The organism is Bradyrhizobium sp. (assembly GCF_049586575.1).
In the GTDB taxonomy this organism is placed as follows: Bacteria; Pseudomonadota; Alphaproteobacteria; order Rhizobiales; family Xanthobacteraceae; genus Bradyrhizobium.
Window position 1 is genome coordinate 1 of record NZ_JBAVCF010000423.1, and the last position, 3,042, is coordinate 3,042.

At 59.6% G+C, this 3,042-nt stretch carries 2 protein-coding genes; both read left to right on the plus strand.

All coding sequences use genetic code 11. From position 1 onward, the window contains the following. Positions 1-1,337: FTR1 family iron permease (locus WB528_RS16880; protein WP_423889549.1), on the plus strand; the 1,337-nt coding region annotated here is incomplete at its 5' end. A 497-nt stretch (positions 1,338-1,834) separates the two neighbouring features. Further along, a complete protein-coding gene (locus WB528_RS16885) occupies positions 1,835-2,278 on the plus strand; it encodes a YbgC/FadM family acyl-CoA thioesterase (RefSeq protein ID WP_423889550.1) in 444 nt (147 codons plus the stop codon). Positions 2,279-3,042: the final 764 nt, after the last annotated feature.

The window sequence follows — 3,042 nt, forward strand, 5'->3', positions numbered from 1 at the left end:
CGTCGATGCCAAGCTTCGATGGTCTGCCGCCAGACGATCGTTGGGCCCTAGCGTTCTACGCCGGGCGCTTCGCCTTCCCGGACGCCGCCGCCGACGAAGGCGAACGGCTGTGGAAGCAAGACGCTTCCTTGCGTCGGCTCATTCCCGATCTGAAGACGCTCATCGGGACGACGCCCGCTGCACTCGCTGGCAAGATTGGTCAGGAAAAGGCCGATGCGCTCGTGGCGTATCTGCGTCGCCATCCGGACGCGGTTGCGCAACAGGATAGCGCCCTTTCCATGGTGCGCAGCCGCCTGTCGGAGAGCGTCGATGCTGTCCGGATAGGCGATCGCCGGCGCGCCAGCGAGTTGGCTCTGTCCGCCTATCTCGACGGGTTCGAGCCGATCGAGCCGGCGTTGAGTGTGAGCGACCGCACCCTGATGGAGCGGATCGAGGGCCTGATGGGCGAGTACCGCGCAGCCGTGCAGGGCGGAGAGACCGCCGACGCGTTATCCGATCGCGTGCAGGTCCTTGATGGCCTTCTCGACGATGCACAGGCGACACTTTCGCCGAATGCCGTCAGCGGACTGTCTACGTTCCTCGGCGCCGCGACCATCCTGCTGCGCGAAGGGTTGGAAGCGCTACTGATCGTGGTGGCCATGATCGCGTTTCTCCGCCAGGCCGAGCGGATGGACGTCATGCCGTACGTCCATGCAGGCTGGATAGGCGCCCTGGTCGCGGGCTTTCTTACGTGGGTTGTCGCAACCTGGGTGATCGGCATCAGCGGGGCGAGCCGGGAATTGACCGAGGGGTTCGGGTCGGTTTTTGCCGCTGTCGTCCTACTCTTGGTCGGCATCTGGATGCACGGCAAGGCGCAAGCCGACCAGTGGCAGCGCTACATCCAAGAGAAGATGTCGAAGGCGCTGTCCGGCGGGTCGGCCTGGTTTCTGTTAGCGCTGGCATTCATCGTCGTTTACCGCGAGGTTTTCGAAACCATCCTTTTCTATGCGGCGCTCTGGAGCCAGGGAAATGGCAGCGCGATCCTCGCCGGCGCTCTGAGCGCATGTGCTGCGCTGGCGTTCATCGCTTGGGCTATGCTGCGCTACAGCCGCCGCCTGCCGATTGGCAAGTTCTTTACCTACAGTTCGTGGCTCATGGCGGTCCTGACGGTCGTGCTCGCGGGGAAGGGCATATCGGCGCTGCAGGAGGCCGGCATCGTCGGCATCGCGCCGCTACACGTTGTGCCGCGCCTTTCTCTGGTCGGCCTCTTTCCGACCAAACAGACCGTCGCAGCCCAGATCGTCATGATCGCGGCTTTGGCCGTGGGCTTCGCGCTCAATCGCCGCAGAGCTATGTAGGCATATGTCGACACGAAGACCGCTCTTTTCATCGCGAAAGCCCCCAATTGCCGAAGGTCACGCCCGGCTTCAACGGCGTGGTATCTCCTTCCTCCTTGAAGGCGAAGCTGAGACCTGCGCGGATTTCATTGACCGGATGACCATTCACCGTTGCATAGCGAACGTGGCATCGAGAGATAACCCGCCCTCCAATCACGGCATCGAACGCGGCAGCGAGGTGTGACATACAAGCAAAGCACTATGTCCAACGCAAGCGGTCGAAGATACCGACGAACGGTGTCCTCAGGGGCGCGATCAGCCCGGCCAACTCGCGCAGGAAGGGGCTGCGCCAGTGGCTGGCCGCTATTTATCCCCGGCAAAGTGCATGCAGCATTCACACGGCAGGGCGCTGGAGCTTCCGACTGCAGGAGCCAAGCCCGGAGTTTTGATGCTTGCTCAGAAAAGCGCCTCTGTGCAAGACAATTGGTTCTCGGAACCGCAATGACGGGAATCGCACTTTGACAGCCTCTCTCGACGGTGAAATTCGCGATGGGCGCCATCAGATGCGGGTCCGCGTCTATTTTGAGGATACGGACTCTGGCCAAATTGTTTATCATGCGAATTTTTTGCGCTTCATGGAACGCGGCAGAACGAATTACTTGCGCCTGCTCGGAACCAATCAGCGAGCGCTGCTCCAAGAAGCGCGGAACGATGCGCCCGGCTTTACCTTTGTTGTCCGTTCGATGACGATCGATTTTCTAAAGCCGGCGGTCTTGGACGACGTGCTTGACGTCGTCACGCTACCGCAAGAGGTGAGAGGCGCGTCAATTACCTTGCTGCAGGAATGCAGGCGCGCAGGCGATCTCTTAGTCACGGCGCGTGTACGCGTGGCCTTTATCTCAGGCGGAAAAGCACAGCGCATCCCGATGGCGCTGCGGCTTGCTATGGAAGACCATAGGTAAACCTGCTTGCCATTCACGCCTTAGCAGTCCAGCGACCCAATGAAAGCAACCCGTTAGGCTTCTGTTGCGACATCGTCAAACCAGTGTTTCCCGCGCTTTCATACGACGACGGTTCAAGAGCCATGTGTATATTCGTTGCTGACGTGATGAATATTATTCGGCGTGGGGGTCCGACAAGTAGCTAGCAAGCCTTTACCTTTTCCGTTTCGTCGATGTCGACTTCTTTCGCCGCGGCGATGCCGAACTTCCTCGCTCCGACAATCCCGAGTTTTGATTTCCCGCCTTGCAGGCGCGTCTCGTCGACACCGAGCAAACGCGCGCCGTCCTCAGCGTGCCGCAGCAGTTTTGTCGCCGAGGCCCTTGCCCTGCTGGTCTGGGCGAACGGCAATGTTCTCTATCAGTAGGAATTGCGGTGACAGTGACACTTAATCGTCATCGCAACTCACCGGAATCGCGACGCGGTCCGCGAATGCAACCGGACCCGCCGGATAGAGAAATCGGTGGCTTTCGGTGGCGACATCGTATTCCGAAATAGCGCGCCTTGCCCGAAACGAAGTGGACCGTTTAATACTGGGGCTGTTTTTGATTAATGGTCGGCCGTGTCTACTAGTCTTAGCCATTCTGCTGCCATGTCGCGCAGAATGCGGCGAGATTCCTGATCATTCGTTTGTCTTGCCAACTTCACGCAATGCTCTGCGAAGCTGACGTATTCCTCTCGCTTTTCGATCGTCGGAATCGCCATAGTGACCTCGTTTGACTCGCGG